This window comes from Enterobacter sp. S-33, from assembly GCF_028735835.1.
Classification (GTDB): domain Bacteria; phylum Pseudomonadota; class Gammaproteobacteria; order Enterobacterales; family Enterobacteriaceae; genus Enterobacter; species Enterobacter vonholyi.
In genome coordinates this window covers 3,952,191-3,975,032 of record NZ_CP117838.1, presented here as the reverse complement: position 1 = coordinate 3,975,032, position 22,842 = coordinate 3,952,191, and the positions used below count along the sequence as shown (strand labels likewise).

Sequence of the window (22,842 nt, the reverse complement as noted above, 5' to 3'; positions counted from 1 at the left end):
CGCAGAAAACCCCGTCTCGTTGCTGCCGTTCCTCCTGAACGGCATTCTCTTCTCATGAATACATTAACTTCCATGCACGGTATCGCTCGCGCGATCCGCAATCTGATTCGTATCGGTGTTGTGACCGACGTTGACCTCAACAGAGGGCTTTGCCGTGTCCAGACCGGCGGGATGAAAACCACCTGGCTGAACTGGCTAACCTGCCGTGCGGGACGTTCGCGCGTGTGGTGGGCCCCTTCCGAGGGAGAGCAGGTGCTGCTGCTGGCCATCGGCGGTGAGCTGGATACTGCCTTTGTGCTGCCCGGCATTTTCTCTGACGACCATCCGGCGCCGTCCGGGTCGCCTGACGCGTTCCACGTCTCGTTTCCTGACGGCGCGGTGATCGAGTACGAACCCGGACGCGGGGCGCTGACGGTGTCAGGTATTAAAACGGCCGACATTTCCGCTTCTGAATCGCTGACTGCCACCGTGCCGGAGGTGCGGGTGATTTCAACGTCCCGCATCACGCTGGATACGCCTGAAGTGGTGTGTACCAACAAGTTAATTACCGCCTCGCTGGAAGTGCAGAAGGGCGGGGTGATGAGCGGAAATATTGAGCACTCCGGCGGTAAATTGACCTCCAACGGAGTGCAGGTGGACAACCACGCGCACGGCAGCGTGCAAAGCGGCGGAAGCTGGACTAAGGGGACACAATGACGGTGCGTTACAGGGGAATGAACAGGCAGACCGGGCTAAGCCTTTCAGAGGCTGACCACATCCGGCAGAGCGTGCGCGACATTCTGGTTACGCCGATTGGCTCGCGGGTCATGCGCCGGGATTACGGCTCGCTGCTGGCGGCGATGATAGACAGGCCGCAGAGCCCGGCGCTGCGCCTGCAGATCATGGCCGCCTGTTATTCCGCCATCCAGAAATGGGAGCCGCGGATAAGCCTGACGGCCATCACTTTCGAACGTTCGGAGAACGACGGGACGTTGTATGTCGATATCACCGGCACGCGTCCGACCTCCGGACAATCCTTTTCTATCACCATTTCACTGAGTTAAACGCTATGGCTATTGTTGATCTGAGCCAGCTCGCCGCGCCTGATGTCGTGGAGGAGGTGGATTATGAAACGCTGTTGGCAGAACGAAAGGCCACCTTTGTCTCCCTCTATCCGGAAGAGGAGCGAGAGGCGATCGCACGGACGCTGACGCTGGAATCCGAGCCGATTGTGAAGCTTCTGCAGGAGAACGCCTACCGGGAAGTTATCTGGCGCCAGCGCGTTAATGAGGCTGCGCTGGCCGTGACGCTGGCCTATTCTTCCGGTCACGATCTGGACGTTATTGCGGGAAACAATAATACCGAACGCCTGACCATCACCCCGGGCGATGACACTACCATTCCGCCAACGGCTGCCGTCATGGAGTCTGATGCTGACCTGCGACTGCGTGCGCAGCAGGCATTTGAAGGGGTGAGCGTCGCGGGGCCGGTTGGAGCCTATGAATATCATGGTCGAAGCGCCGACGGACGGGTCGCTGACGTTTCGGTTGAAAGCCCTCAGCCTGCGTATGTGACGATTTCGGTGTTATCCCGTGAGGGTGATGGTACCGCTCGTCCTGAACTACTGGCGGTTGTTGAAAAAGCGCTTAACGCTGAAACCGTCCGCCCGGTCGGCGATCGTGTGACTGTTCAGTCAGCAGAAATCGTGCCTTACAAGATAAACGCAACGCTCTACGTTTATCCCGGACCAGAGTCTGAACCTATCAGGCAGGCAGCAGAGCAGAAGCTGCAAAATTATATCAGCGCGCAGCATCGCCTTGGACGCGATATCCGTCTGTCGGCCATCTATGCAGCACTTCACGTTGAAGGTGTGCAGCGCGTTGAACTGGAGTCTCCCCACTCTGACATTGTACTGAGTAAGTCGCAGGCATCGAACTGTACCTCGTATCAGATAGCGATCGGGGGTTCGGATGAGTGAAAGGTTATTACCCGTTGGGTCCTCACCGCTGGAAATCGCTGCTGCCGCTGCGCTCTCGAATATTGAGCGTGTGCCGGTACCGCTACGCACGTTATGGAACCCCAGCGCGTGCCCGGTGAATTTACTTCCCTACCTGGCATGGGCGCTGTCGGTAGACCGTTGGGATGAGGCGTGGCCGGAGAGCACCAAACGCAGCGTCATTATGTCCTCATTTTTCGTCCATCAGCACAAAGGAACCATCAGCGCATTGCGTCGCGTGGTGGAACCGCTTGGCTTTTTGATTGAGGTGCGCGAGTGGTGGCAGCTCGGTGAGGAGCCTGGCACATTCCGTCTGGTTGTCGGTGTGCTTGATAACGGCATCACTGACGAAATGTATCAGGAGCTTGAACGGCTCATTGAAGATGCCAAACCGGCAAGTAGACATATGACCGGGCTGGCTATCAGCCTGAGCTCGACGGGAGAGTTTTATGTTGGCGCAGGATGCTATCACGGCGATGCGCTGGCTGTTTACCCCTACACCACTGAGGAACTTATTGTCGGTGGTGATTATTACCCGGCCTCGGCCATCCATTTGATTGATAACCTGAGAGTGAACGCATGACCGCAAAATATTTTGCCATACTGACGAATCAGGGCGCGGCGCGGCTAGCTAACGCGACGGCACTTGGTACGCAACTCAACCTGACGCAAATGGCGGTAGGCGACGCCAACGGAACGTTGCCAACCCCCGATCCGGCGCAGACGAAGCTCGTCAACCAAAAACGCATAGCGCCGCTGAACCTGCTCGCTGTTGACCCAAATAATACCAGCCAGATCATCGCTGAACAGATAATTCCCGAGAACGAGGGCGGTTTCTGGATCCGAGAGATCGGTCTCTATGACGACGATGGCATTCTGATCGCCGTAGCTAACTGCCCGGAAACATACAAGCCTCAGCTGCAGGAAGGAAGTGGCCGCACGCAGACCATTCGCATGATTCTGATTGTGTCGAGCACATCGTCAATTTCCCTGAAAATTGATCCATCAGTTGTGCTGGCAACGCGCCAGTATGTTGACAATAAAGTTATTGAGGTTAAGGGCTACGCTGACGATCAGATGAAAAAGCATATTGCTGCTGATAATCCTCATAAACAGTATCCCTTAATTGCCAATGCGTTAAAAGAAATTGCCGATGCGGGGTTGAGTGCTGAGGTTCTCAAAAACCTTGGTTTGGGAGAAGGTTCCGCTTTGCCGGTTGGCGTCCCCGTTCCGTGGCCGTCAGCAACTCCACCGACGGGGTGGCTTAAGTGCAATGGAGCTGCGTTCACGGCTTCCCAATATCCGAAGCTTGCGCTTGCTTATCCTGCCCTCAAACTGCCAGACCTTCGCGCTGAGTTTATCCGTGGCTGGGATGATGGCAGAGGAATAGATAGCGGGAGGGGTTTGCTGTCAGCTCAGTTTGGTTCTGGGATTGGGATGTTTGTTGGCGGTTATTCTGATGGAACTGCTTATATTGCAGTGAGTGATTTCGATAGCGTTGTCGACAATAGCCCATCATGGTCACATATTAGTACCGCTGGAATGATTTCCTCAATTACAGGGCAAAGGTCATCATTTGGCGCTCGCCCGCGTAACATCGCATTTAACTACATCGTGAGGGCCGCATAATGGTGATGGCAAAATTAAACAGTGAAAATATCGCCATTATGGCCGGTGAGATTACTGTGTTTAATTATGATGGGGAGACGGGTGAATATCTTTCTTCATCCGTTGAATATTTAGCGGAAGGTGTAGGCATTCCAGCCTTATCATGTATTGATGCGCCTGAAGAATCTAAAGAAGGTTTTACCATTTGTCGCACCTCTGACTTAAGCGCATGGGAGTACCTCGCCGATCATCGCGGTAAAACTGTATATAGCACAAAGTCAGGTGAGAAAGTCACGATTTCCCTACCGGGTGATTATCCGAAAGATACGACTACACAAGCCCCTGGAACGCCATATGATAAGTGGAATGGCAGCGAGTGGATAACCGACGCAAAAGCGAAACACTCTGCGGATGTGGTAAAGGCTGAACAGCAGAAAACTGCATTGCTAGCGGAAGCATCTGCAATTATCGCACCATTGGTAGATGCTCAGGCTGGAGGCTACATTGATGATGCAGATATCCCACGTCTGACTGAATGGCAGCGGTATCGTTATAAGTTAACTAAGGTTGATACCGATACCGCTCCGAATCTTAACCTTCCACCGAAACCCGAGGTATAGGTCATTCAATATCGGGTGCTTTTGATGTATCAATAATCATCAGCAGCACCTGATATTTTCTGCATTCAGCCAGGAAACGTATTCATTTATTCGTTGCCTGATACATCAAATTTAATTTCCATAAGAGTTGGTTCACCTTTTTCATTGACGTCAAGCCGCATTCCCTCTGGTATTTCCCGCATCGTGAAAAACCAGTTATCCTCAGGGAGCTCTATAGCACCAACAGTATCGTGGAAACCATGAATGACCTCCGTCATTGTGCTCGGATTAAATAGGCGCATAGTAAACTCTCCACGAAAAACCATTATTTGATGGGGCACCCGTTGCGGCCATTGTGCAACGAGCTTTGAAACCGGCATTTGTTGTTAAAGCATCAATGATCATTGATGAATGAGCATAGTTGGGCGTAGTGCCGGGATCAGCAGAAAGACGTTCGGCAATGCTGATATAGCGGCTTATACCTGGTAGCGCAATTGGGTAATTAACCGTTGCCAGGCCGTTATCAAGGATTACACCGTACCCCATAACCTCAATGGCTCCATCCGACCATATTACCCAAGCTCCATTTGCGTTACTTCCTCGACTGGTTACGTATTTAGCTCCTCCCAAACCAAGGTTTTCGAAAATGCGTGTTTATCCATTAAATGGCATGATTTCCGGTTTTGACGGAGAGAAAGACCATGCTTATTGGATACATACGCGTGTCAACAAATGAACAAAACACCGCCTTACAGCGTGACGCGCTGCAGCGTTCAGGATGTGAGCTCATTTTTGAAGATAAAATCAGCGGTAAATCGACAAACAGACCAGGGCTCAATCGTGCCCTCAGACAGCTGAATGCGGGCGATACTCTCGTTGTATGGAAACTCGATCGGCTCGGGCGCAGTATGCGCCACCTTGTTTCAATGACCGAGGAACTACGCCAGCGAAGCATTAATTTCCGCAGTTTGACTGATAGCATTGATACCTCAACGCCAATGGGTCGTTTCTTCTTCCATATCATGGGGGCGCTTGCTGAAATGGAGCGCGAACTCATTGTCGAGAGGACGTGCGCCGGGCTGGCCGCAGCGCGAGAACAGGGACGAATTGGTGGCAGACGCCCTAAATTGACGCAGGAGGAATGGGCTCAGGCTGGAAGACTGATTGCTGCCGGAGAATCCCGGCAGCGCGTTGCGTTAATTTTTGATGTGGGTGTTTCCACGCTTTATAAAAAATTCCCCGCCACGATAGTCGGACAATCGTTGTGCCAGTCACCGCTGGACGGTGACAGTTAGCCCATAACAACTCCAACCGCGACAATATCACTCACCAACCAACCAAGGAGTTAAACGGATGAGTGATTTTCACCACGGCGTGGAAGTTATCGAAATCAACGATGGCACCCGCACCATTTCCACCGTCTCGACGGCAATCATCGGTATGGTCTGTACGGCCAGCGATGCTGACGACAAGACATTTCCTTTAAACGAGCCAGTGCTCATTACCAACGTGCAAAATGCGATTGCGAAAGCCGGCAAGGCGGGGACGCTGTCCGCTTCTCTGCAGGCGATCGCCGACCAGTGTAAACCGGTTGTCGTTGTTGTTCGTGTGGCTGAAGGCACCGCAGAAACCCCGGAAGAGGCGCGCAAGCAGACCATTTCCAACATCATCGGTACCACTGATGAAAACGGTAAATATACCGGTCTGAAGGCGCTTCTGACCGCGAAAACAGTGACCGGCGTTAAGCCACGTATTCTCGGCGTCCCGGGGCTGGATTCTCAGGAAGTGGCGACCGCACTGGCCGCGATGTGCCAGAGCCTGCGCGCGTTCGGCTATGTCAGCGCATGGGGATGTAAAACCATTTCTGAGGCGATCGACTACCGCAAAAACTTCAGCCAGCGCGAGCTGATGGTTATCCATCCTGATTTTCTGGCATGGGATACCACCACGAACGCAACGACGACGGCCTGGGCGACCGCCCGCGCGCTTGGCCTGCGCGCCAAAATTGACCAGACCATGGGCTGGCATAAAACCCTGTCAAACGTTGGTGTCAACGGCGTCACGGGCGTAAGCGCCTCAGTGTCCTGGGATCTGCAAGAGCAGGCTACCGATGCGAACCTGCTTAACCAGGCGGGCGTCACCACGCTGATTCGCAACGACGGCTTCAAATTCTGGGGTAACCGTACCTGCTCTGACGATCCGTTATTCGTCTTTGAAAACTACACCCGTACCGCGCAGGTGCTGGCCGATACCATGGCGGAAGCGCATGCGTGGGCGATGGATAAACCTATCACGCCAACGCTTATCCGCGACATCGTTTCCGGTATTAATGCCAAGTTCCGCGAGCTGAAAACAAACGGCTATATCGTCGACGGCTCCTGCTGGTATGACCCTGAGTCGAATGATGCAACCACCCTGAAAGCGGGGAAACTGTATATCGATTACGACTACACCCCTGTCCCGCCGCTGGAAAATCTGACCCTGCGCCAGCGCATCACCGATACCTATCTGGCAGACCTGTCAGATTCGGTTAACAGCTAAGGAGCCGATGTATGGCGTTACCACGCAAACTTAAGTATCTGAATATTTTCAACGATGGCCTGAGCTATATGGGCGTTGTTGAGTCTGTGACCTTACCGAAGCTTACCCGCAAGCTGGAGAAGTATCGCGGCGGCGGTATGCCGGGCTCGGTCTCTGTGGACCTCGGCCTGGACGATGATGCTCTGGCGCTGGAGTGGACCGTTGGCGGTCTGCCGGACGCCGCGCTGTGGGCGCAGTACGCCTCTCCGGGCGCGGACAGCGTGCCGCTGCGCTTTACCGGCTCTTATCAGCGCGATGACACCGGCGAAATCTCCGCCGTCGAAATCGTCATGCGCGGCCGTCATAAAGAGTTTGATGGCGGTGAAAACAAGCAGGGCGAGAGCGGCACCACCAAGATGTCCACCGAATGCGCTTATTACCAGCTGACCATTGATGGCAAAGAGATCATCGAAATCGACATCATCAACATGGTGCTCAAAGTCGACGGCGTCGATCGCCTGGCAGAACACCGTAAGGCCATCGGCCTGTAACCCTTTAACCGGCCGGGATTACCGGCCGGTGAGTTAACTTTCTGAAGAGTAACGAAATGGAACATATCAACGAGACCGCCATGAACGAAAGTGAAAACCCACATATCGTCACGCTTGATAGCCCCGTTCAGCGCGGCGAGCAAAAAATCGAAAAGGTGACCGTCGCAAAACCCAATGCGGGGACCCTGCGCGGCGTATCGCTGGCGTCGCTGGCGCAATCTGACGTGGATGCGCTGATTAAGGTGCTGCCGCGAATGACCTCGCCGGCGCTGACCGAGCATGAGGTTGCGCGCCTGGATGCCTGCGATCTGCTCTCTTTTGCAGGTAAGGTGATCGGTTTTTTGTCACCGGCTTCGGCTCGCTGAAATTTCCCGAAAATCTATCGGTCGACGATCTGATGGCGGATATCGCGGTGATCTTTCACTGGCCGCCGTCAGAACTGTACTCCCTGAGCGTGACCGAACTCCTCTTATGGCGCGAAAAAGCGCTGCAGCGAAGCGGAAACCACCATGAGTAATAATGTCAGTCTTCAGGAGCTGCTTAAGGCAGTTGACCGGGCAACCCGACCGCTTAACGCTCTCCAGAACGCCAGCCTCACTCTCGCGAGCGATATCCGCGATGCGCAGACGGCGCTGGGGGCGCTCGATGAGCAGGCGGGGCGCATTAACGGCTTCAGAAAAGCAAATGCCCGGCTCGCCACGACGGAGCAGTCGCTTGCTCAGGCGAAACAGCAGGCCGCGGCGCTGGCGGTGCAGTTTAAAAACACGCAAAACCCCAGCCAGGCGCAGGCTGATGCGCTGACTGCAGCCCGAAAATCTGCGGCCGACCTTAAGCTTGAGTACAACAGCTTACGCTACTCGTTACAGCGTCAGCGCGCTGAACTCGCTCAGGCGGGAGTCAACACGCGCACGCTCTCGTCGGATGAACGTCGTTTAAAAATTCACATCAGCGAAAAAACGCAGCAGCTTAACCGACAGCGGGATGCGCTGGCCCGCGTCAATCAGCAGCAGGAGCGGCTGAGTACCGTTCAGAATCGGTACGAGTCAGGCAAACGCGTTACCGCGCGGGTGCGTCAGCTTGCGAATACGGGCGTGGGCATCGCAAAAGCGGGCTTTGACCAGACGTCCCGGTTTATCGCCCCTGGCATCAGCTTTGAAAAGCAGATGTCGGCCATCCAGGCAAACCTTGGCCTGGCGAAGGGGGATTCCCGGCTTGAGGCGATTCGCCAGCAGGCGCGGGAGGTTAGTGCCAGGACCGGAGTACCTGCAGATACGGTCCTCCGGGCACAAACCGAACTGACTCGTTCAGGCTATGACGCCGATGGGCTGCTTGCGGCCACCGCGCCAACGGTCAACCTCAGCCTGGCGGGGAGTGTCGACGCGGCTAAAGCCGCCGATATGATCGCCAGCACGCAGGCCGCGTATAGCCTGGGCGATATGGATGCGGGACGCATCGCAGATGTGCTTACGCGCGGTTTTACCTCTTCGAATACCAGCCTCGCTGAGATGGTGGCGGCCGTCACCTCCGCTGCGCCCGCTGCGGGTGCCGCCGGTATGGGGCTTGAAGAGACCACCGCGCTGCTTGGCGTTCTGGCAGAAAAAGGAATGAAAGGCGCTGCCGCGGGGGACGCGCTCAGCGCGATGTTGCGCCATGTTCAGACTCCGGATGCCATAAAAGCCGCGGGGGCGCTGGCTTCCGCTGCGGGTGATGGATCGCTTGATGAAAAACGCCAGCAGTTGCAGGGAGCAAAAGGCAGTACCGCGATTGCGGCGTCCGTGCAGACCGATAATCTTGACGGCGATATCAACCGATTCCAGGCCGCGTGGAACGGGTTGAAGATTGATGTATTTGATAAAGCGGATGGCGCTCTGCGCAACCTGATAACAACCGCAACCGGCTGGCTTGGCACGGCCTCCCTTTGGGTGAATGCCAACCCTGAGCTGACGCAGACCCTCGCCAGCATCGTTGTCGGCGCGCAGGCGTTTGCTGGTGTACTGGGCGGCGTAGGCACGGTTATCGGCCCGGTTCTGACGGGCGTCAATATGGTTATTACCGCGGCCGGGATGTTGGGAACGATATTCAGCGTGGTGGGCGGCGCCATCATGACGGTGCTGGGTGCCCTTAGCTGGCCGGTGATTGCCCTTGGCGCGGCGATTGCTGCCGGTGCCTTACTGATTTTTAAATACTGGGAGCCCATCAGCGCCTTCTTTGGTGGGGTGATGGAAGGGCTTTCGACGGCTTTCGCACCGCTGGGTGCGCTGTTCTCACCGGTGATGGCGGTATTTGACGCTATCTCGGAGAAGCTGGGCGGTATCTGGCAATGGTTCACCGACTTGATTACGCCGATCAAGGCGACGCAGGAAACGCTGGATGGCTGTAAAAACGCTGGCGTGATTTTTGGTCAGGCGCTGGGCGATGCGTTAATGGCCCCGCTTGATCTCTTTAATAGCCTGAGCGGCAAGGCCAGCTGGCTGCTGGAGAAGCTCGGTATTATCAAAAACGAGTCGGGCGATCTCGACGCCGCTGCGGCAAAAGCAGAAGCGGCATCCTCACCGGCGGGCAGCGCTTATATTCCGGGCGCGGGGATCTCTGGCGGCAGCCTGGGGTATCAGCCGACCATCGCTACTGGAGGACGCTCTTACGTCGATCAGAGTAAAAGCGAATATAACATCACGCTTCAGGGGGGCACGGCCTCCGGAACGGATCTGACGCGTCAAATCCGGGAGACGATAGATAATATTGAACAGGATAAAGCGAGACGGCAGCAATCCAGCTTTATGTATAGTTGAGGAGAGAGAAAATGTTAATGGTGCTGGGTCTGTTTGTCTTTGAACGACGAACCTTACCGTATCAGTCAATGATATTCACAAAAGACTACCGCTGGGCATCCAGCGCTCGCATCGGGAAACCCAAAGCCTGGCAGTACCTTGGCGAAGGTGAGACATCCTTTAGCCTCTCTGGCTTACTTTACCCGGAACTCACGGGAGGGCGGCTTTCGCTCAAGGCGGTTGAGCTGATGGCAAATGAGGGGCGGGCATGGCCGTTGATAGACGGTACCGGCATCATTCACGGCATGTTTGTCATTGAGAAAGTCACCCACACGCATTCGGATTTTTACAGTGACGGTACCGCCCGAAAAATTGAGTTTACCCTGTCGCTAAAACGCGTGGACGAATCGCTGATGACGACGTTTGGCGACCTGCGAACGCAGACCTCAGAGCTGGTGGAAAGCGCACGGAATAGCATTGGAGGGCTGGTGGGATGATCGCCGAAATGAATATCCGGGCGGGTGGAAAAATCGCCCCTGATTTTATGCTTAAGCTTGACGATCGTGATATCACGCAAAATTTCAGCCATCGTCTTATCAGCCTGACCATGACCGACAAACGGGGGCTGGAAGCCGATCAGCTGGATATTGTGCTGGATGATTCCGACGGGCTGCTGGACTTGCCTGCCCGGGGGGCAAGGCTGTCCTTATGGCTGGGATGGGAGGGAACCCCGCTCGAGGAGAAAGGGGACTTTACGATTGATGCGATTCATTTCCGGGGCGCGCCGGACACGCTGACCATCCGGGGATTCAGCGCAGATTTTCGTGGAAAGCTAAACGTGCGGCGCGAACAGTCGTGGCATGACACGACGATTGGCGCGATAGTCGATACCATCGCTCAGCGTAACCAGTTGACCGCCAGCGTCGCGTCGGGGCTTGCATCCATCGCCATCTCTCATATTGACCAGTCTCAGGAGACAGACGCGGCGTTCCTCTCCCGCCTTGCTGAACGTAATGGAGCATTTGTTTCAATCAAAGCCGGGAAGATTATCTTTATGAAAGCGGGCCAGGCCGTGACGGCCAGCGGCACTCCGCTTTCCTTAATGATGATTGAACGTGGGGATGGAGATAAGCACCTTTTTTCCATAGCTGACCGTGAAAATTATTCCGGCGTAACGGCCAAATGGCTGCAAACGCGCGACCCCAAACAGCAAAATCCTCAATTGAGTATCTCTCGTCAACCTGGAGGGCAGGCGACAGAAGCACTGCAGCACCCGAATGCCGCCGCACCGGTAGCGCGAACAGAAGGCAAGGAGCAGAAACCGCAAGAGAGGCTGGTGGGATCGGCGGAAAACGTATTTGAGCTCACCACGGTTTATGCCTCTGAAGAGCAGGCGCTCAGGGCCGCAGAGGCTAAGTGGCGCGCGCTTCAGCGGGGAACCGTAGAGTTTTCCATCCAGCTTGCCCTGGGACGCGCCGATCTGTTCCCCGAAACGCCGGTGCTGGTAAACGGTTTTAAACGCGTCATTGACGAGCAGGCGTGGATCATCAGCGAGGTGGTGCATACCCTCAACGATAGCGGATTTACCACGCAGCTTAAGCTTGAGCTGAACGTCAGCGACGAAAAATTTACTGTTGATAGTGAGTAATGTAGTTGCTATTGGTTTTATTTTAGGTATTATTAATTCACAAAATGTGAATTAAGTGGAGGGGTACATGTTTCATTGTCCTAAGTGCAAGCACTCTGCGCATGCGCGTACCAGTCGCTATCTAAGTGAAAATACCAAAGAGCGCTATCACCAGTGCACCAATGTGGACTGCAGCTGTACGTTCGTGACGATGGAGTCCGTGGAGCGCCTGATCGCAACCCCGGGCGCCTCTGAGCGTGTCCGAACGGCTTCGCTGAACCACGGTTAGCTGCTCAAAAAAACCAATAAAAAAGCCACTCAGTCGAGTGGCTTAATCATATGATTCTAAAACTAAAATTTGGTGGCCCCTGCTGGACTTGAACCAGCGACCAAGCGATTATGAGTCGCCTGCTCTAACCACTGAGCTAAGGGGCCGTGGCGGTGAATTATAAAGTAACTCCCCGCAGCAATCCAGCCATTCGCACCTGCCTGCTGTTTTTATAAACAACGCATAATCAATCCTTTATACTTCCATAACGATGTATCAGCGGGAGTAAAGATGATCAACGATATTCTGGCCCCTGGCCTGCGGGTGGTGTTCTGCGGAATTAACCCGGGCAAGTCCTCGGCGCACACCGGTTTTCACTTCGCCCATCCGGGGAATCGCTTCTGGAAGGTGATTTACCAGGCCGGGTTTACCGACAGGTTACTCAAGCCCGAAGAGGAACAGCACCTGCTGGATACGCGCTGCGGAATTACCATGCTGGTCGAACGCCCGACTGTACAGGCAAGTGAGGTCAACCTCCATGAGCTGCGAAGCGGCGGGCGTGAGCTGGTGAAGAAAATAGAAGACTATCAGCCGGCCGCGCTGGCGATCCTCGGCAAGCAGGCCTACGAGCAGGCTTTCAGCCAGCGTGGCGCTAAGTGGGGTAAGCAGAACATTACTATCGGTGTGACGCAGGTCTGGGTGCTGCCGAATCCGAGCGGGCTCAACAGGGCGACGCTGGATAAGCTGGTGGAGGCCTACAGGGAGCTTGATGAGGCGCTGATGGTGCGGGGGCTTTAATCCCCTGCTGCCTGATGCTCTCACCCCTGACTTTCTTCCACAGGGAGAGGGAATAAACAAAAAAAGCTCCCCGAAGGGAGCTTTTTCACGGTCAGGACGGATTAGTCGTCCAGGAAGCTACGCAGCACTTCAGAGCGGCTTGGATGACGCAGCTTACGCAGCGCCTTCGCTTCGATCTGACGGATACGTTCGCGGGTAACGTCGAACTGTTTACCCACTTCTTCCAGCGTGTGGTCGGTGTTCATATCGATACCGAAACGCATACGCAGGACCTTCGCTTCACGAGCGGTCAGGCCAGCCAGAACGTCGTGTGTCGCAGCACGCAGGCTCTCGGTGGTGGCAGAGTCCAGCGGCAGCTCGAGGGTGGTATCCTCGATGAAATCACCCAGATGCGAATCTTCATCATCACCGATTGGTGTTTCCATGGAGATTGGCTCTTTGGCGATCTTCAGCACTTTACGGATCTTGTCTTCCGGCATCAGCATGCGCTCGGCCAGCTCTTCCGGCGTCGGCTCGCGGCCCATCTCCTGCAGCATCTGGCGGGAAATACGGTTGAGCTTGTTGATGGTCTCAATCATATGCACCGGAATACGAATGGTGCGCGCCTGATCCGCGATAGAGCGGGTGATCGCCTGACGGATCCACCAGGTTGCATAGGTGGAGAACTTGTAACCACGACGGTATTCAAACTTATCAACCGCTTTCATCAGACCGATGTTGCCTTCCTGAATCAGATCCAGGAACTGCAGGCCACGGTTGGTGTATTTCTTGGCGATAGAGATAACCAGACGCAAGTTCGCTTCAACCATCTCTTTCTTCGCACGGCGAGCTTTCGCTTCACCGATGGACATACGACGGTTGATGTCTTTTACTTGCTCGATGGTCAGGCCGGTCTCTTCTTCAATCTGATGCAGTTTCTGCAGGCCGCGATGCACATCGTCCTTCACGTCGTGCAGTTTTTCAGACCACGGCTTGTTCATCGCGATAGCCGCGTTGAACCAGGTTTCGCTGGTTTCGTTACCGGTGAAGAGGGTGATGAAGTTCTTCTTCGGCATTTTGCACTGCTCAACGCACAGTTTCATGATGATGCGTTCCTGGGTGCGTACGCGATCCATCATCACGCGCATGCTGTTTACCAGGTAGTCGAACTGTTTTGGCACCAGGCGGAACTGTTTGAATACTTCAGACAGCTTCAGGATCTCTTCCTGAGCGGCAGCGTGGCTGCGGCCTTTCGCTTTGATGGTGTCACGCGTCACTTCGTACTGGGTACGCAGCTCGGCAAACTTCTCACGCGCCAGCTCCGGGTCGATGCTGTTGTCATCGTCCGCGGTGTCGTCGTCGCTCTCTTCCTCATCTTCGTCTTCGTCATCATCCATCTCTTCCTGAGACAGTTCAGAGCCGACGTGAGTGGCGGTAGGCGCCATATCTTCTTCAGCGTTCGGGTCGACAAAACCGGTGATCAGGTCAGACAGGCGCGCTTCTTCCGCTTCAACGCGATCGTACTGCTCCAGCAGATAGGTGATCGCTTCCGGGTACTCGGCGACAGAGCACTGAACCTGGTTGATCCCGTCTTCGATGCGTTTTGCGATGTCAATTTCGCCTTCGCGGGTCAACAGTTCAACGGTACCCATTTCACGCATGTACATGCGGACCGGGTCGGTGGTACGCCCGATTTCAGATTCCACGCTGGACAGTACCTGTGCAGCAGCTTCTTCCGCATCTTCGTCAGTGTTGTTGGAGGTTTCAGCCAGCAACAGATCATCGGCATCCGGTGCTTCTTCCATCACCTGAATGCCCATGTCATTGATCATTTGGATGATGTCTTCGATTTGATCTGAATCGACGATATCTTCCGGCAGATGGTCATTGACCTCGGCATAGGTCAGATAGCCTTGCTCCTTACCACGTTGGACAAGAAGTTTCAGCTGTGACTGCGGGTTTTGCTCCATAAGACGGTATCCACACTTAATTCGTTTGATTGGTGTCGGCGATGGGGCTGCCAACCTTTAAAGCGAGGGCGTACTTATATTTTTGCCGCTGCCTCTCAGTGCGGCTGCCGGGGGCTTCCCGATCGATATTCGGCACTTAAGCCGTTAAATACTTTTGTTTTTGACTTATTTCTTCGCCAGTTCCTGGTTAATCATCCAGAGCTCCCGGCGTTCTTCGCTGCTCAAACCGTGTGTGCGCTCGCGAGCTATCAACTCTTCCTGGCGCAGCTCAAGCATCGAATCAAACATATGGTTGAGTGAGTCGGTGAACGTTTTTTCTGCAATGTCCTTATCTGCTATATCGTCCCACATCGACAATTTTTCAAGGGTAGCGGCCTCTTTTGTGCCGCGATAATGCTCTAAAAGTTGTCCGGTGGTCAGACCTGGCTGTGACAAACACGTGTTGACCAGTTCTGAAAATAAGCCAAGTCCGGGCAATTTTTCGTGGTTCAAACCCGCCAGCGACGGCACCTGCGGCGCAAGCTCGGGGTTTTGGACCAGTAACCCTATCAGTATACGCATGGTTGTGCGTTTTAGCTGAGGCGCGGGGCGAACCGTGCCGTTTTCAGCCTGTTTAGGCATTAAACGTTCAAGCTGGCTGTCATCCAGAATGCCGAGCTTGTTGCCTAACTCCTGACGCAGGTAGATGCGCAGCGTTTCGCCGGGCACCTGACTGATTAACGGCAGCGCCAGCGTGCTGAGCTGCGCGCGCCCGTCAGGGGTACTCAAATCGACCTGCGGCATCAGGCTGTTAAACAAAAACGTGGAGAGCGGCTGAGCCTGCTCCATCCGCGCTTCAAACGCCGCTTTGCCCTCTTTACGCACCAGCGTATCCGGGTCTTCACCGTCGGGCAGGAACATAAAGCGTAGCTGACGCCCGTCGGTCATATAGGGTAGCGCGGTTTCCAGCGCACGCCAGGCGGCGTCGCGTCCTGCACGGTCACCGTCGTAACAGCAGATGACGTTATTGGTCACCCTGAACAGCAGTTGAATATGATCGGCGGTGGTGGACGTACCTAACGACGCAACCGCGTAGTTAATGTCGTACTGCGCCAGCGCAACGACGTCCATATAGCCTTCGACGACCAGAAGACGCGGAGGTTCCGCGTTATCCTGCTGCGCCTCATAAAGACCGTAAAGCTGGCGGCCCTTATGGAAAATATCGGTTTCCGGGGAGTTAAGGTATTTCGGCAGGGCATCACCCAGCACGCGACCACCAAAACCAATTACCCGGCCTCGCTTGTCGCGGATCGGAAACATCACCCGTTCGCGGAAGCGGTCGTAGCTTCGTCCCTGGTCGTTGGTGACCAGCATGCCTGCATCGATGAGAGATTTACGATCTTCGCTATTGCCGCCAAAACGCTTTAACACGTTGTCCCAGCCGGGCGGGGCGTAACCAATAGCGAAACGCGCAATGACATCGTCGCTCAGTCCGCGCTTGTTCAGATACTGGCGCGCAGGCTCAGCCGCAGAGTGCTTAAGAGACTGTTGGTAAAACGAATTCAGGCCATCCATCAGTTGATACAGCGTTTGTCGTTGATGGCGCTCGATCTGACTTGGCCCACTGCCTGCTTCATACGGCACTTCAAGGTTATGCATCGCCGCCAGCTCTTCGACGGTTTCAACGAACTCGAGCTTGTCGTAGTTCATTAAAAAATCAACGGCATTACCGTGAGCACCACAGCCGAAGCAATGGTAAAACTGCTTTTCACCGTTTACGGTGAAGGAGGGGGTTTTTTCGTTATGGAACGGACAGCACGCATGGTAGTTCTTGCCCTGTTTTTTCAGCTTTACCCGCGCGTCGATGAGATCGACGATGTCGGTTCTGGCAAGCAGGTCATTGATGAAAACGCGTGGGATTCTTCCGGCCATATGCCCCAAAAATTTAAGCGACTTATAAACGAAAACAAGCCGCGCATTCCTTCCGGAAGCACGGCCTTACGACTATTACTCTGTCTGTCAATTGAGGGCTGAGGCCCTCAACCAATTAGTACAGACGAGTACGGCGTGCGTTTTCGCGAGCCAGTTTCTTCGCGTGACGTTTCACAGCGGAAGCTTTAGCGCGCTTACGTTCGGTCGTTGGTTTTTCATAAAACTCACGACGACGAACTTCAGCCAGAACACCTGCTTTCTCGCATGAACGTTTGAAGCGACGCAGTGCTACGTCGAACGGCTCGTTTTCACGTACTTTAATTACCGGCATGTAACTCTCACCTTTAATAAATTCGGTTTGCCGCTGGCATCAACGCCAGCTTATTTCAAAATGGTGCGGAATTTTACTGCAAATGCTGCTGCTTTGTAAAGCACCGATGCGATTTTGAAAGGGACTTTAATAAGGGTGAGGAGTATACACGAGCCTTCTTCCTGGGGCGAACAAAGTTTTACATCAACCCGCCCAGGCTCTACACTGCGCGGTATTGAAACGAGGTAAAACAAGTCATGCGTGTACTGGGTATTGAAACATCCTGCGATGAAACCGGCATCGCCATTTACGACGACGAAAAAGGACTTCTGGCCAACCAGCTGTATAGTCAGGTGAAATTGCACGCTGACTACGGCGGCGTCGTCCCTGAACTGGCCTCTCGTGACCACGTGCGTAAAACGGTTCCCCTGATTCAGGCGGCGCTGAAAGAGGCCGGGTTGAGCTCAACCGATATTGATGCCGTGGCCTATACCGCAGGCCCGGGCCTGGTCGGTGCGCTTCTGGTTGGCGCAACCGTTGGTCGTTCGCTGGCCTTCGCGTGGGACGTGCCGGCCATCCCGGTTCACCATATGGAAGGGCATCTTCTGGCGCCGATGCTGGAAGAGAATCCGCCTGAATTCCCGTTTGTTGCGCTGCTGGTTTCCGGCGGCCATACGCAGCTGATTAGCGTAACGGGCATTGGCAAGTACGAGCTGCTGGGCGAGTCGATCGACGACGCCGCCGGTGAAGCGTTCGATAAAACCGCCAAGCTGCTGGGTCTGGATTACCCGGGCGGCCCGATGCTGTCCAAAATGGCGTCGCAGGGAACGGAAGGGCGCTTTGTTTTCCCGCGTCCGATGACCGACCGTCCGGGGCTGGACTTCAGCTTCTCCGGGCTGAAAACCTTTGCGGCCAACACGATCCGCAATAACGACGACAGCGAGCAAACCCGCGCCGATATCGCCCGCGCGTTCGAAGATGCGGTAGTGGACACGCTGATGATCAAGTGCAAGCGCGCGCTGGATCAGACCGGCTTTAAGCGTCTGGTGATGGCGGGTGGCGTGAGCGCTAACCGCACGCTTCGCGCGAAGCTCGCCGAGATGATGCAAAAGCGTCGCGGGGAAGTGTTCTATGCCCGTCCGGAATTCTGTACTGATAACGGGGCGATGATCGCCTACGCCGGGATGGTGCGCCTTAATGCGGGGGCAACGTCCGACCTGAGCGTGTCCGTGCGTCCGCGCTGGCCGCTGGCGGAACTGCCGGAGGCGTAATCCCTCACCCTAACCCTCTCCCACAGGGAGAGGGGATCGTTTGACTACACCCGCAACATCCCTTTCTCTTCCAGAAATGCAATAATCGTCGCAAGACCGTCACCCGCCTTCAGGTTGGTAAAGGTCCATGGACGCTCGCCGCGCATGCGGTTGGTATCGCGCTCCATCACCTCCAGCGAGGCACCCACGTACGGCGCGAGATCGGTTTTGTTGATGACCAGAAAATCGGATTTGGTGATCCCCGGCCCGCCCTTGCGCGGGATTTTTTCCCCTTCGGCCACGTCGATCACGTAAATGGTCAGATCCGCCAGCTCAGGGCTGAACGTCGCGCTGAGGTTGTCACCGCCGCTTTCAACGAAGATCAGGTCCAGATTGCCGAACTTCTCGCTCAACGCTTCCACCGCCGCCAGGTTCATCGAAGCATCTTCCCGGATAGCGGTATGCGGGCAGCCGCCCGTCTCCACGCCCACGATGCGCTCTGGCTCCAGCGCGCCCGCTTCGGTCAGGATGCGCTGATCCTCTTTGGTGTAGATATCGTTGGTGACCACCGCAAGATGATAGGTATCGCGCATCGCCTTGCAGAGCGCTTCCAGCAGCGCGGTTTTGCCCGACCCTACCGGGCCGCCCACGCCCACGCGCAGGGGATGTTTGTAATCAGCCATGTTGACTCCTCAGGAACGGAATAGTCGTGAATATTGGGTTTCGTGGCGCGCCGAGGCGATGGCGGACAGCGGCGTTGCTGCCCCCAGCGAGTCGTCGCTACGTAAAAATGCCTGTTCAAACCCGGCGGCGTAGTGGTCGCTCAGTTCGATAATCAGCTGCTGCGCGGCCTGTTGCCCAAACGGCACCAGCTTGACGCCCGCCATGACCGCGCTCTCCATCCAGCTGTAGCCCAGACTCAGCGCCAGTTCGCGCGCGCTAATGCCCCAGCGAACGCCGAGCCACGCCATGCCGCAGAGCTGGCTTTGCATAAACAGCGGCAGCCATTCGGGCAGACAGTCAGGTTCCCAGCTCTTAATCAGCCGCGTAAAGGCCGCCCCGCGGTTGCGCTCTTCTTCTCGTAGCTCGCGCGTTTCCCGACAGGCGAGCAGGTATGCCGTCCAGCGTTTTGCATTTGTAAGCGAGCGTTGCTCACAGGCCTGATAAAGACGGATAAACAGCGGCAGGTCGACGCAGAAAAAGCTCTGCTCCATCTGCTGGATTTGCCAGCGTTTAAAGGCGTTGGCGTCCGTGACCCAGCCCGCCTCAACGGCCCACTCCAGCCCCTGTGACCAGGTAAACGACCCGACCGGCAGGCTGCTGCTGGAGAGCTGCATCAGGCGCAGCAACTGGCGGGAATGATCCATCAGCTCATCAGTGCCAGCAGGGCGGAGACGATCAGCCCGCCGCCGAAGGTTTTACGCAGGCCGTCGTGACGGCGCAGCAGCAGCCCTGCGGCAAAGCTGGCGCACAGCACCGTGGCGCTGGCGAGCATAAAGCCGCTGGTGAAGAGCCAGAAGCTGTGGCCGGACATCTCCACGCCGTGCGCCCAGCCGTGGAACATCGCCAGGGCAGGCACTGCCAGCAGCAAGCGATTTTCAGTTTTAAACATCATCACGCCGCAGACCGCCAGCGAGGCGATAATCAGCATCTCCATGCCGCTGAAGCCGCCGAGCAGGCTGCCCGCAATAGCGCCAACGAGCATCATGCCGAGGGTGGCAAACGGCAGCAGGAGCTTGCGGCCGCTCAGTGCCGAGAGCACGCCTGCACCCGCCAGCATCAGCAGGTGATCGAGTCCGGTCAGCGGATGGAGAAAACCGGCCTGGAAGCTGTCGGCGCCGTGGCCGGGATGCGCGAGCGCGGGAACGGAAAAGGCCAGAAGCAGCAGAGGTAAATACTTACGCATGATTAATCCTTAATGTGAATGAGCGTGAGAGTGGCTGTGGGCATCGCTGGTATAAGCGCCCGCTTCCGGTTCAAACGGCAGGCTGGCGTAGGCCACTTCCAGCCCGAACTGGCGCAGCATGTCGTCGAGAACGTGGTCGTGGTGATAGCGCAGCTCGCCGGGCATGACCTGCAGCGGCACGTGGCGGTTGCCCAGGTGGTAGCAGGCGCGGGCGAGCAGGAACGGATCGGCACAGCGCACCACGGAGACCGACTCCGGCGCGGCGATCACCTCGACAACCTCGCTGCCGTCGTCGGTGGTCAGCAGGTCGCCCCCGCGCAGCAGCAGGCCGCGCGGCAGCATCAACCCGGCTTCGCGACCGTCGTTAAGCGCCACGCGGGCGCGGCTTTTCACCCGCACGTCAATCGGCAGCGTGACGCTGGCGGTAGTCGGGTGCGCGTGGTCCAGACGTTGGGTCAAATAAATCATCATCACTCCTCAAAACAGGAAATAGCGTTGCGCCATCGGCAGAACGTCAGCCGGTTCGCTGGTAATCAGTTCGCCGTCGACGCGCACCTCGTAGGTTTGCGAGTCGACGGTGATATTGGGCTGCAGGCCGTTATGGATCATGTCGGCCTTTTTCACCGTCCGGCAGCCTTTTACCACCGCCGTGGCGCTCTGCAGGCTGAGCTGCTGCGGGATGCCGTTGGCACTGGCGGCCTGCGAGATAAACGTCAGCCGGGTGGCGTGGCGCGCGGCACCCAGCGCGCCAAACATCGGGCGGTAATGCACCGGCTGCGGCGTGGGGATCGAGGCGTTGATATCGCCCATCGGCGCGCAGGCGATCATCCCGCCCTTGACGATGGCGGCGGGTTTGACGCCGAAGAACGCCGGGGACCAGACCACCAGATCCGCCAGCTTGCCCGCCTCAATCGAACCGACCTCATGGGCGATACCGTGGGTCAGCGCCGGGTTTATGGTGTATTTGGCGACGTAGCGCTTCACGCGGAAGTTGTCGTTATCGCCGGTCTCTTCCGGCAGCGCGCCGCGCTGGACCTTCATGCGGTGCGCAACCTGCCAGGTACGGATAATCACTTCCCCGACGCGGCCCATGGCCTGCGAGTCTGACGAGGTTAGCGAGAACGCGCCTATATCGTGCAGGACATCTTCGGCTGCGATGGTCTCCCGGCGAATGCGGGATTCGGCAAACGCTACGTCCTCGGCGATATCCGGATCGAGGTGATGGCAAACCATCAGCATGTCGAGATGCTCGTCGATGGTATTCACCGTGTAGGGCAGGGTCGGGTTGGTGGAGGAGGGCAGAATATTCGGGTGCGCGCAGGCGGTGATGATATCCGGTGCGTGGCCGCCGCCTGCGCCTTCGGTATGGAAAGTGTGGATGGTGCGCCCTGCGATGGCCGCCAGCGTGTCTTCGACAAACCCGGACTCGTTCAGCGTGTCGCTGTGCAACGCCACCTGAATATCCATCTCTTCGGCCACCTCCAGCGAGCAGTTGATCGCCGCAGGCGTCGCGCCCCAGTCTTCGTGGATCTTCAGCCCGATAGCACCGGCGGCAATCTGCTCGCGCAGGGCATCCGGGTTGGAGCCGTTACCCTTGCCGAGCAGGCCGATATTCACCGGCAGCGTATCGGCTGCCTGCAGCATGCGGGCGATATACCACGGCCCCGGCGTGCAGGTGGTGGCGTTGGTTCCCGCTGCGGGGCCGGTGCCGCCGCCGATCATGGTCGTGACGCCGGAGACCAGCGCCTCTTCCGCCTGCTGCGGGCAGATCCAGTGGATGTGGGTGTCGATCCCGCCCGCGGTGACGATCTTCCCCTCGGCGGCAATCACTTCCGTTGCCGCGCCAATCGGGATCGTCACGCCGGGCTGAATGTCCGGATTACCGGCTTTGCCGACGGCGAAGATCCGCCCGTTCTTTACGCCGATATCGGCTTTTACGATCCCCCAGTGATCGACGATCAGCGCGTTGGTGAGAACCAGATCCACGCAGTCGTCTGCGGTCATCTGCCCCTGACCCATGCCGTCGCGGATCACCTTTCCGCCGCCGAATTTGACCTCTTCGCCGTAGATCGTGAGATCGTCTTCCACTTCGATCCATAGCTCGCTGTCGGCCAGCCGCACTTTATCGCCGGTGGTGGGGCCGAACATATCGGCATATGCCCGGCGTGAAATCTCAGCCATGTTTCACCTCGCCCATCACCTCGCCGCGAAAACCGAAAATGCGCTGCGCGCCCGTGACCTGAACCAGCGTCACCTCACGCTTCTGGCCGGGCTCGAAGCGCACGGCGGTGCCCGCCGGGATATTCAGCCGGTAGCCTTTGGTGGCTTCCCGCTCGAACTTCAGGGCCGGGTTGACCTCGTAAAAGTGGTAATGCGATCCGACCTGGATCGGCCTGTCGCCGTGATTTTCGACAACCACGCTTTGGATTTCACGCCCGACGTTGAACGCAATCGTTCCGGGCTGGATCTGGTATTCACCTGGGATCATCGCGCGCTCCTTAGACGATCGGGTTATGGACGGTGACGAGCTTCGATCCGTCCGGGAAGGTGGCTTCGACCTGAATATCCGGGATCATTTCCGGCACACCTTCCATTACCTGATCGCGCGTCAGGACGTGGCGGCCCGCCTCCATCAGCGAGGCGACGGTTTCGCCATCGCGCGCGCCCTCCATGATGAAGGCGCTGATCAGCGCGACCGATTCCGGGTAATTAAGCTTTACCCCGCGCGCAAGGCGGCGTTCGGCAACCAGCGCGGCGGTGAACAGCAACAGCTTGTCTTTTTCTCTGGGGGTCAGTTCCATA

General features: G+C 56.5%; 30 protein-coding genes and 1 tRNA gene. 17 read left to right on the top strand and 14 right to left on the bottom strand.

The window, feature by feature from the left end; all coding sequences use genetic code 11:
* The first annotated feature begins 54 nt into the window (after positions 1-54).
* Genes PUP35_RS18820 through PUP35_RS18795 form a run of 6 tightly spaced genes read left to right on the top strand, consistent with a single transcriptional unit; the run spans position 55 to position 4,203 of the window.
* A complete protein-coding gene (locus tag PUP35_RS18820) occupies positions 55-696 on the top strand; it encodes a phage baseplate assembly protein V (RefSeq protein WP_111964906.1) in 642 nt (213 codons plus the stop codon).
* Entirely contained in the window at positions 693-1,043 is a 351-nt protein-coding gene (locus PUP35_RS18815) for a GPW/gp25 family protein (RefSeq protein ID WP_023616182.1), read from the top strand. The genes PUP35_RS18820 and PUP35_RS18815 overlap by 4 nt, the downstream gene beginning before the upstream one ends.
* 5 nt (positions 1,044-1,048) lie before the next feature.
* A complete protein-coding gene (locus PUP35_RS18810) occupies positions 1,049-1,957 on the top strand; it encodes a baseplate assembly protein (protein WP_274240923.1) in 909 nt (302 codons plus the stop codon).
* Entirely contained in the window at positions 1,950-2,558 is a 609-nt protein-coding gene (locus PUP35_RS18805; protein WP_111964904.1) for a phage tail protein I, read from the top strand. The genes PUP35_RS18810 and PUP35_RS18805 overlap by 8 nt, the downstream gene beginning before the upstream one ends.
* On the top strand, positions 2,555-3,604 hold the full coding sequence (locus PUP35_RS18800) for a phage tail protein (protein WP_274240922.1): 1,050 nt from the start codon (positions 2,555-2,557) through the stop codon (positions 3,602-3,604). Before PUP35_RS18805 ends, PUP35_RS18800 begins: the two co-directional genes overlap by 4 nt.
* Positions 3,604-4,203 (top strand): tail fiber assembly protein, encoded by a 600-nt coding sequence (locus PUP35_RS18795; protein WP_274240921.1) that lies wholly within the window; start codon positions 3,604-3,606, stop codon positions 4,201-4,203. Before PUP35_RS18800 ends, PUP35_RS18795 begins: the two co-directional genes overlap by 1 nt.
* A gap of 1 nt (position 4,204) precedes the next feature.
* On the opposite strand, the gene PUP35_RS18790 is transcribed toward PUP35_RS18795, so the two are convergent.
* The 3 genes from PUP35_RS18790 to PUP35_RS18780 are packed head-to-tail and all read right to left on the bottom strand — an operon-like array spanning position 4,205 to position 4,728.
* A complete protein-coding gene (locus tag PUP35_RS18790; RefSeq protein ID WP_274243310.1) occupies positions 4,205-4,252 on the bottom strand; it encodes a hypothetical protein in 48 nt (15 codons plus the stop codon).
* Between the two features lie 37 nt (positions 4,253-4,289).
* Positions 4,290-4,484, bottom strand: a complete 195-nt coding sequence (locus PUP35_RS18785) for a hypothetical protein (RefSeq protein WP_274240920.1) — start codon at positions 4,482-4,484, stop codon at positions 4,290-4,292.
* Entirely contained in the window at positions 4,471-4,728 is a 258-nt protein-coding gene (locus tag PUP35_RS18780) for a hypothetical protein (RefSeq protein WP_274240919.1), read from the bottom strand. Before PUP35_RS18780 ends, PUP35_RS18785 begins: the two co-directional genes overlap by 14 nt.
* Before the next feature lie 155 nt (positions 4,729-4,883).
* Here PUP35_RS18780 and PUP35_RS18775 point away from each other — a divergent pair, with 155 nt between their 5' ends.
* The 9 genes from PUP35_RS18775 to PUP35_RS18735 all read left to right on the top strand — a co-directional run bounded on the left by PUP35_RS18775 (position 4,884) and on the right by PUP35_RS18735 (position 11,937).
* Entirely contained in the window at positions 4,884-5,477 is a 594-nt protein-coding gene (locus PUP35_RS18775) for a recombinase family protein (RefSeq protein ID WP_271369578.1), read from the top strand.
* Between the two features lie 58 nt (positions 5,478-5,535).
* Positions 5,536-6,723 carry a phage tail sheath protein gene (locus PUP35_RS18770; RefSeq protein ID WP_274240918.1) on the top strand — a complete coding sequence of 396 codons (1,188 nt, stop codon included), beginning with the start codon at positions 5,536-5,538 and terminating at the stop codon, positions 6,721-6,723.
* 11 nt (positions 6,724-6,734) lie between these two features.
* The gene (locus PUP35_RS18765) at positions 6,735-7,253 is read left to right on the top strand and encodes a phage major tail tube protein (protein WP_248170523.1); all 519 of its coding nucleotides are present in this window, start codon (positions 6,735-6,737) and stop codon (positions 7,251-7,253) included.
* A 56-nt stretch (positions 7,254-7,309) separates the two neighbouring features.
* On the top strand, positions 7,310-7,618 hold the full coding sequence (locus PUP35_RS18760; protein ID WP_033146681.1) for a phage tail assembly protein: 309 nt from the start codon (positions 7,310-7,312) through the stop codon (positions 7,616-7,618).
* A 32-nt stretch (positions 7,619-7,650) separates the two neighbouring features.
* Positions 7,651-7,770, top strand: coding sequence for a GpE family phage tail protein (locus PUP35_RS18755; protein WP_023616176.1), 120 nt, complete (start codon positions 7,651-7,653; stop codon positions 7,768-7,770).
* The gene (locus PUP35_RS18750) at positions 7,763-10,042 is read left to right on the top strand and encodes a phage tail tape measure protein (RefSeq protein ID WP_274240917.1); all 2,280 of its coding nucleotides are present in this window, start codon (positions 7,763-7,765) and stop codon (positions 10,040-10,042) included. The genes PUP35_RS18755 and PUP35_RS18750 overlap by 8 nt, the downstream gene beginning before the upstream one ends.
* Before the next feature lie 11 nt (positions 10,043-10,053).
* A complete protein-coding gene (locus PUP35_RS18745) occupies positions 10,054-10,518 on the top strand; it encodes a phage tail protein (protein ID WP_126303110.1) in 465 nt (154 codons plus the stop codon).
* Positions 10,515-11,669, top strand: coding sequence for a phage late control D family protein (locus tag PUP35_RS18740; RefSeq protein WP_274240916.1), 1,155 nt, complete (start codon positions 10,515-10,517; stop codon positions 11,667-11,669). The genes PUP35_RS18745 and PUP35_RS18740 overlap by 4 nt, the downstream gene beginning before the upstream one ends.
* Before the next feature lie 67 nt (positions 11,670-11,736).
* Positions 11,737-11,937 (top strand): ogr/Delta-like zinc finger family protein, encoded by a 201-nt coding sequence (locus PUP35_RS18735; protein ID WP_029741756.1) that lies wholly within the window; start codon positions 11,737-11,739, stop codon positions 11,935-11,937.
* Between the two features lie 70 nt (positions 11,938-12,007).
* Here PUP35_RS18735 and PUP35_RS18730 read toward each other — a convergent pair.
* Positions 12,008-12,083: transfer RNA gene (locus PUP35_RS18730), tRNA-Ile, on the bottom strand.
* 124 nt (positions 12,084-12,207) lie between these two features.
* Between PUP35_RS18730 and mug the strand changes: the two genes are divergently transcribed.
* On the top strand, positions 12,208-12,714 hold the full coding sequence (mug, locus tag PUP35_RS18725) for a G/U mismatch-specific DNA glycosylase (protein WP_006812011.1): 507 nt from the start codon (positions 12,208-12,210) through the stop codon (positions 12,712-12,714).
* Between the two features lie 101 nt (positions 12,715-12,815).
* Here the strand turns inward: mug and rpoD are convergent, their stop codons facing one another.
* The 3 genes from rpoD to rpsU all read right to left on the bottom strand — a co-directional run bounded on the left by rpoD (position 12,816) and on the right by rpsU (position 16,905).
* Positions 12,816-14,663, bottom strand: a complete 1,848-nt coding sequence (rpoD, locus tag PUP35_RS18720) for an RNA polymerase sigma factor RpoD (RefSeq protein WP_023309228.1) — start codon at positions 14,661-14,663, stop codon at positions 12,816-12,818.
* 165 nt (positions 14,664-14,828) lie between these two features.
* On the bottom strand, positions 14,829-16,574 hold the full coding sequence (gene dnaG / locus PUP35_RS18715; RefSeq protein ID WP_003862574.1) for a DNA primase: 1,746 nt from the start codon (positions 16,572-16,574) through the stop codon (positions 14,829-14,831).
* 115 nt (positions 16,575-16,689) lie between these two features.
* Positions 16,690-16,905, bottom strand: a complete 216-nt coding sequence (gene rpsU, locus PUP35_RS18710; protein ID WP_001144069.1) for a 30S ribosomal protein S21 — start codon at positions 16,903-16,905, stop codon at positions 16,690-16,692.
* A 236-nt stretch (positions 16,906-17,141) separates the two neighbouring features.
* On the opposite strand from rpsU, the gene tsaD reads away from it, so the two are divergent.
* Positions 17,142-18,155: a tRNA (adenosine(37)-N6)-threonylcarbamoyltransferase complex transferase subunit TsaD gene (gene tsaD / locus PUP35_RS18705; protein WP_024906472.1), complete on the top strand. Its 1,014-nt coding sequence runs from the start codon at positions 17,142-17,144 to the stop codon at positions 18,153-18,155.
* Between the two features lie 44 nt (positions 18,156-18,199).
* On the opposite strand, the gene ureG is transcribed toward tsaD, so the two are convergent.
* From ureG to PUP35_RS18670, 7 genes are read right to left on the bottom strand one after another with little or no spacing between them, the layout of a single operon-like run.
* Positions 18,200-18,817 carry an urease accessory protein UreG gene (gene ureG, locus PUP35_RS18700; RefSeq protein WP_014071813.1) on the bottom strand — a complete coding sequence of 206 codons (618 nt, stop codon included), beginning with the start codon at positions 18,815-18,817 and terminating at the stop codon, positions 18,200-18,202.
* Between the two features lie 9 nt (positions 18,818-18,826).
* Complete coding sequence (locus tag PUP35_RS18695) at positions 18,827-19,501, bottom strand: urease accessory protein UreF (protein WP_274240915.1); 675 nt, start codon at positions 19,499-19,501, stop codon at positions 18,827-18,829.
* Positions 19,501-20,040 (bottom strand): HupE/UreJ family protein, encoded by a 540-nt coding sequence (locus PUP35_RS18690; RefSeq protein WP_274240914.1) that lies wholly within the window; start codon positions 20,038-20,040, stop codon positions 19,501-19,503. Before PUP35_RS18690 ends, PUP35_RS18695 begins: the two co-directional genes overlap by 1 nt.
* Positions 20,041-20,049: 9 nt before the next feature.
* The gene (gene ureE / locus PUP35_RS18685) at positions 20,050-20,508 is read right to left on the bottom strand and encodes an urease accessory protein UreE (protein WP_274243309.1); all 459 of its coding nucleotides are present in this window, start codon (positions 20,506-20,508) and stop codon (positions 20,050-20,052) included.
* A 9-nt stretch (positions 20,509-20,517) separates the two neighbouring features.
* On the bottom strand, positions 20,518-22,221 hold the full coding sequence (gene ureC, locus PUP35_RS18680; RefSeq protein WP_274240913.1) for an urease subunit alpha: 1,704 nt from the start codon (positions 22,219-22,221) through the stop codon (positions 20,518-20,520).
* Entirely contained in the window at positions 22,214-22,528 is a 315-nt protein-coding gene (locus tag PUP35_RS18675; protein WP_127732343.1) for an urease subunit beta, read from the bottom strand. The genes ureC and PUP35_RS18675 overlap by 8 nt, the downstream gene beginning before the upstream one ends.
* Positions 22,529-22,538: 10 nt before the next feature.
* Positions 22,539-22,841: an urease subunit gamma gene (locus tag PUP35_RS18670; RefSeq protein ID WP_003862556.1), complete on the bottom strand. Its 303-nt coding sequence runs from the start codon at positions 22,839-22,841 to the stop codon at positions 22,539-22,541.
* Position 22,842 lies beyond the last annotated feature (1 nt).